Annotated in this window: 1 protein-coding gene, 1 tRNA gene and 2 rRNA genes; 3 read left to right on the top strand and 1 reads right to left on the bottom strand. The window is 50.9% G+C overall.

The window, feature by feature from the left end:
• Window positions 1-46: 46 nt before the first annotated feature.
• Window positions 47-1,072 carry an ABC transporter permease gene (locus PX636_RS15985; protein ID WP_002799484.1) on the bottom strand — a complete coding sequence of 342 codons (1,026 nt, stop codon included), beginning with the start codon at window positions 1,070-1,072 and terminating at the stop codon, window positions 47-49.
• A 433-nt stretch (window positions 1,073-1,505) separates the two neighbouring features.
• On the opposite strand from PX636_RS15985, the gene PX636_RS15980 reads away from it, so the two are divergent.
• The 3 genes from PX636_RS15980 to PX636_RS15970 form a co-directional block, all read left to right on the top strand.
• A 16S ribosomal RNA gene (locus tag PX636_RS15980) occupies window positions 1,506-2,994 on the top strand.
• Window positions 2,995-3,126: 132 nt separating this feature from the next.
• A tRNA-Ile gene (locus PX636_RS15975) sits at window positions 3,127-3,200 on the top strand.
• A 152-nt stretch (window positions 3,201-3,352) separates the two neighbouring features.
• Window positions 3,353-5,879 (top strand): 23S ribosomal RNA (locus PX636_RS15970); the annotation flags it as partial.

Genomic DNA, 5,879 nt, shown 5'->3' with positions numbered 1-5,879 from the left:
CTTTCTCTTCTCCCCCACTTCATAATTCATAATTCTCTCTCCCTGATTAATAACGGATGCGAGGATCAATGTAAGCATTGATGAGATCGATTAAAATACTGGCAAAAACCACTATTGTCGCAAAAAAAGCCATTAATCCCTGCACTGTTGGGTAATCCCGCAGAGAAATCGCGCGATATAACTGATTTCCCAAACCCGGCCAAGAAAAAGTAACTTCCGTCAAGACTGCACCACCTAAAAGAGCCGCAAAAGTTAATCCTAAGACAGTAATTACGGGAATTAGGGCATTTTTCAGCGCATGGGCGATCATAATCGTTTTTTCTGGTATTCCTCTTGCTTTTGCCGCATCTACATAGTCCGCTTGCAAAGTTTGTTTCAGATTAACTCGCACCATCCGTTCAAAAATCCCACTCAAAAGAATGCCGAGAGTAAAACTAGGTAAGACTAGATAATACAAAGCTGTGGGCAACTTATCTAGTTGTAGAGTCATCAGACTATCAAAGGTGTATAAACCCGTAATTGCCTGCGGTGGAGTTTCACTCAAGGGAAAACGAGTCCCCAAGGGAAACCAGCGCAACTGTACCGCAAAAATTAGCTGTAAGAGCATTCCCACCCAAAAAATCGGCAAGGAATAGGTTATCAACCCAAATAAACGTCCCCCCGCGTCTAAGGGAGTATTCGGACGAGAAGCGGTGATAATTCCCAATCCGACTCCCACTATCACCGCAATTAGCATTCCATAAAAAGTTAGTTCCACCGTCGCTGGAAAATGTTTAGCGATAATCTCCCATACCGTCACCCCCTTACTGGTTAAAGAGTCTCCTAAATTGAGGCGCATTAGGTGGAAAATATAGTCTAGGTACTGGAAAAATAGGGGTTTATTCAGTCCTAATTGTTCTCTTAGGGCATTTTTGGCACTTTCAGGAGCGCGGTTGCCTAAAATCGCATCCGTGGGATCACCGGGGGCAACACGCATCAGTAGAAAAACCACCGTCACGATCGTCCATAACATCAAGGGAGCTAGGAGTAAACGCACCAGTAAATAGGATTGTAAAGCGGAGCGGCGAGACATGAGGGCTTTCCGATCAGAAAATAGATTCTCAAGCAACCATACCCCAAAATCGACCCAGCGATCGAGAGGGATTGAATAAAAAATTAAATTGAGGAAAATATTTAGTACAAATAAACTAAGTTATCCGCACCGCCAGTTCTAACCAAGGGACTAGCAAAAAACACTAAAGTCCGAAAGGCTGATGTAGCAAGGGATAGAAAAAAGATCAAAAAATTTTGCCAAAAGGGGTTGACAAACCTGGGGAAGTTAGATACATTGGTAAATGCGCGGTTGAAGCGAAGCGAAAGCGAAGCGAAACAAACGACGCTGGAACCTAGACAAAACAATAGTTTGAAAGCCAAGCAAAACAGCCTCGTTTAGAAGCAATTCTATAACAAAGAAGTCAAACCCGCAAGGGGGAGACGAAAAAAAAGTCAAAAGAATCAAACGATTCATCATGGAGAGTTTGATCCTGGCTCAGGATGAACGCTGGCGGCGTGCCTAACACATGCAAGTCGAACGGGAATCTTCGGATTCCAGTGGCGGACGGGTGAGTAACGCGTAAGAATCTAACTTCAGGACGGGGACAACAGTTGGAAACGACTGCTAATACCCGATGTGCCGCGAGGTGAAACCTAATTGGCCTGAAGAAGAGCTTGCGTCTGATTAGCTAGTTGGTGGGGTAAAGGCCTACCAAGGCGACGATCAGTAGCTGGTCTGAGAGGATGAGCAGCCACACTGGGACTGAGACACGGCCCAGACTCCTACGGGAGGCAGCAGTGGGGAATTTTCCGCAATGGGCGAAAGCCTGACGGAGCAACGCCGCGTGAGGGAGGAAGGTCTTTGGATTGTAAACCTCTTTTCTCAAGGAAGAAGTTCTGACGGTACTTGAGGAATCAGCCTCGGCTAACTCCGTGCCAGCAGCCGCGGTAATACGGGGGAGGCAAGCGTTATCCGGAATTATTGGGCGTAAAGCGTCCGCAGGTGGTCAGCCAAGTCTGCTGTCAAATCAGGTTGCTTAACGACCTAAAGGCGGTGGAAACTGGCAGACTAGAGAGCAGTAGGGGTAGCAGGAATTCCCAGTGTAGCGGTGAAATGCGTAGAGATTGGGAAGAACATCGGTGGCGAAAGCGTGCTACTGGGCTGTATCTGACACTCAGGGACGAAAGCTAGGGGAGCGAAAGGGATTAGATACCCCTGTAGTCCTAGCCGTAAACGATGGATACTAGGCGTGGCTTGTATCGACCCGAGCCGTGCCGAAGCTAACGCGTTAAGTATCCCGCCTGGGGAGTACGCACGCAAGTGTGAAACTCAAAGGAATTGACGGGGGCCCGCACAAGCGGTGGAGTATGTGGTTTAATTCGATGCAACGCGAAGAACCTTACCAAGACTTGACATGTCGCGAACCCTGGTGAAAGCTGGGGGTGCCTTCGGGAGCGCGAACACAGGTGGTGCATGGCTGTCGTCAGCTCGTGTCGTGAGATGTTGGGTTAAGTCCCGCAACGAGCGCAACCCTCGTTCTTAGTTGCCAGCATTAAGTTGGGGACTCTAAGGAGACTGCCGGTGACAAACCGGAGGAAGGTGGGGATGACGTCAAGTCAGCATGCCCCTTACGTCTTGGGCGACACACGTACTACAATGGTCGGGACAAAGGGCAGCGAACTCGCGAGAGCCAGCGAATCCCAGCAAACCCGGCCTCAGTTCAGATTGCAGGCTGCAACTCGCCTGCATGAAGGAGGAATCGCTAGTAATCGCCGGTCAGCATACGGCGGTGAATTCGTTCCCGGGCCTTGTACACACCGCCCGTCACACCATGGAAGCTGGTCACGCCCGAAGTCATTACCTCAACCGCAAGGAGGGGGATGCCTAAGGCAGGGCTAGTGACTGGGGTGAAGTCGTAACAAGGTAGCCGTACCGGAAGGTGTGGCTGGATCACCTCCTTAAAGGGAGACCTAATTCAGGTATAAGACGAAAAAAAAGTAGTCCCTACCAAGAATCAATCCCAAAAGGTCGGAACGAGGTATGAGGCTTTCAAACTAGGTTCTGGGTTCATAAAAGACCTGAATCAGGAACAAGGGCTATTAGCTCAGGTGGTTAGAGCGCACCCCTGATAAGGGTGAGGTCCCTGGTTCGAGTCCAGGATGGCCCACCTGCACAGGTGGCAAAAACAAGAGAAGCGAGGAATCAGCACCTTATCTTATATACATATATAAGAGAGAATGCTGGCTCTGAGTACAGAGTCCAGAGGAACCTTGAAAACTGCATAGAGCTAGGTGAAAAAGCCAAAAAAGAAGACCGCAAGGTCAAGCTAATAAGGGCTAACGGTGGATACCTAGGCACACGGAAGCGAAGAAGGACGTAGTTACCGACGAAACGCTTCGGGGAGCGGGAAGCAAGCATTGATCCGAAGATATCCGAATGGGGCAACCCTAAACACGACCACCTGAATCCATAGGGTGGAGCGAGCAAACCTGGTGAACTGAAACATCTTAGTAGCCAGAGGAAAAGAAAGCAACAGCGATTCCCCCAGTAGCGGCGAGCGAAAAGGGAACAGCCTAAACCAAGTTCTGCGGAACTTGGGGTCGTGGGACAGTGACAAAAGACTGGGAAATTTAGACGAAGCGGCTGAAAACCGCACCAGAGAAGGTGAAAGTCCTGTAGTCGAAAAAGGCACCAGCTTAACTGCATCCCGAGTAGCATGGGGCACGTGAAATCCCGTGTGAATCTGCCTCGACCACGAGGTAAGGCTAAATATTCCCGTGTGACCCATAGAGAAACAGTACCGCGAGGGAAAGGTGAAAAGAACCCCGGAAGGGGAGTGAAATAGAACATGAAACCGTTAGCCTACAAGCAATGGGAGGACGATTGAACGTCTGACCGTGTGCCTGTTGAAGAATGAGCCGGCGACTTACAGGTTATGGCAGGTGAAGGGGGAAGACCCCACAGCCCCAGCGAAAGCGAGTCTGAATAGGGCGAAGCGTCATAATTTGTAGACCCGAACCCGGGTGATCTAACCATGGCCAGGATGAAGCTTGGGTAAAACCAAGTGGAGGTCCGAACCGACTAATGTTGAAAAATTAGCGGATGAGCTGTGGTTAGGGGTGAAATGCCAATCGAACTCGGAGCTAGCTGGTTCTCCCCGAAATGTGTTGAGGCGCAGCGGTAGTGGAAGTTTAGTCGGGGTAAAGCACTGTTTCGCCGCGGGCTGGGAGACCGGTACCAAGGCGAGGCAAACTCTGAATACGGCTAAAAAAACTACCAGTGAGACGGTGGGGGATAAGCTTCATCGTCAAGAGGGAAACAGCCCAGACCACCAGCTAAGGTCCCCAAATGATAACTAAGTGAGAAAGGAGGTGGGAGTGCATGGACAACCAGGAGGTTTGCCTAGAAGCAGCAATCCTTAAAAGAGTGCGTAATAGCTCACTGGTCAAGCGCTCCTGCGCCGAAAATGAACGGGGCTAAGTTATCTACCGAAGCTGTGGACTACATTGTAGTGGTAGGGGAGCGTTCTATAGGGGGTGAAGCAGTAGCGGCAAGCAGCTGTGGACTCTATAGAAGTGAGAATGTCGGCTTAAGTAGCGAAAATGTGGGTGAGAATCCCACACCCCGAAACCCCAAGGTTTCCTCCGCAAGGCTCGTCCGCGGAGGGTCAGTCAGGACCTAAGGCGAGGCTGAAAAGCGTAGTCGATGGACAACGGGTTAACATTCCCGTACCGATTAATGATTGTGCCGGAGAACGGAGAAGGTCAACGTCAGCTGGATGTTGGTTACCAGTGCAAGCAGTCGAGGCGATGAGAGGTGGTGAAAACACCTGGAGCTAAGACGCGAGTCCCACCTCCCACGGGAGGGAAGTGGCGCTGATCAAGCTTCCTAGAAAAGCCCGAACCACGTTAATCATTAATTGCCTGTACCCGAAACCGACACAGGTGGGGAAGTAGAGAATACTAAGGGGCGCGAGATAACTCTCTCTAAGGAACTCGGCAAAATGACCCCGTAACTTCGGGAGAAGGGGTACCCTCGCAAGAGGGTCGCAGTGAATAGGCCCAGGCGACTGTTTACCAAAAACACAGGTCTCCGCCAAGTCGTAAGACGCAGTATGGAGGCTGACGCCTGCCCAGTGCCGGAAGGTTAAGGAAGTTGGTCAGGAGTAATCTAAAGCTGACGACCGAAGCCCCGGTGAACGGCGGCCGTAACTATAACGGTCCTAAGGTAGCGAAATTCCTTGTCGGGTAAGTTCCGACCCGCACGAAAGGCGTAACGATCTGGGCACTGTCTCGGAGAGAGACTCGGCGAAATAGGATTGTCTGTGAAGATACGGACTACCTGCACCTGGACAGAAAGACCCTATGAAGCTTTACTGTAGCCTGGAATTGGCTTCGGGCTTCGCTTGCGCAGGATAGGTGGGAAGCTTTGAAACTCTCCTCGTGGGGAGGGTGGAGCTAACGGTGAGATACCACTCTGGCGAGGCTAGAATTCTAACCCTGACCCCTAATCGGGGCGGGAGACAGTTTCAGGTGGGCAGTTTGACTGGGGCGGTCGCCTCCTAAAAGGTAACGGAGGCGCGCAAAGGTTCCCTCGGTCCCGTTGGAAATGGGACGATAGAGGGCAAAAGCAGAAGGGAGCTTGACTGTGAGACCCACAAGTCGAACAGGGACGAAAGTCGGCTTTAGTGATCCGACGGCACCGCGTGGAAGGGCCGTCGCTCAACGGATAAAAGTTACTCTAGGGATAACAGGCTGATCTCCCCCAAGAGTTCACATCGACGGGGAGGTTTGGCACCTCGATGTCGGCTCATCGCAACCTGGGGCTGAAGTCGGTCCCAAGGGTT

The sequence above is a fragment of the Microcystis sp. M53598_WE2 genome (genome assembly GCF_030067735.1).
Lineage (GTDB): Bacteria > Cyanobacteriota > Cyanobacteriia > Cyanobacteriales > Microcystaceae > Microcystis > Microcystis aeruginosa.
This window is presented reverse-complemented; position numbering and strand designations above follow the sequence as displayed.

Excerpts from the sequence above, each read along its gene's own strand:
- PX636_RS15985 (WP_002799484.1), bottom strand. The coding sequence starts at position 1,072 with ATGTCTCGCCGCTCCGCTTTACAATCCTATTTACTGGTGCGTTTACTC.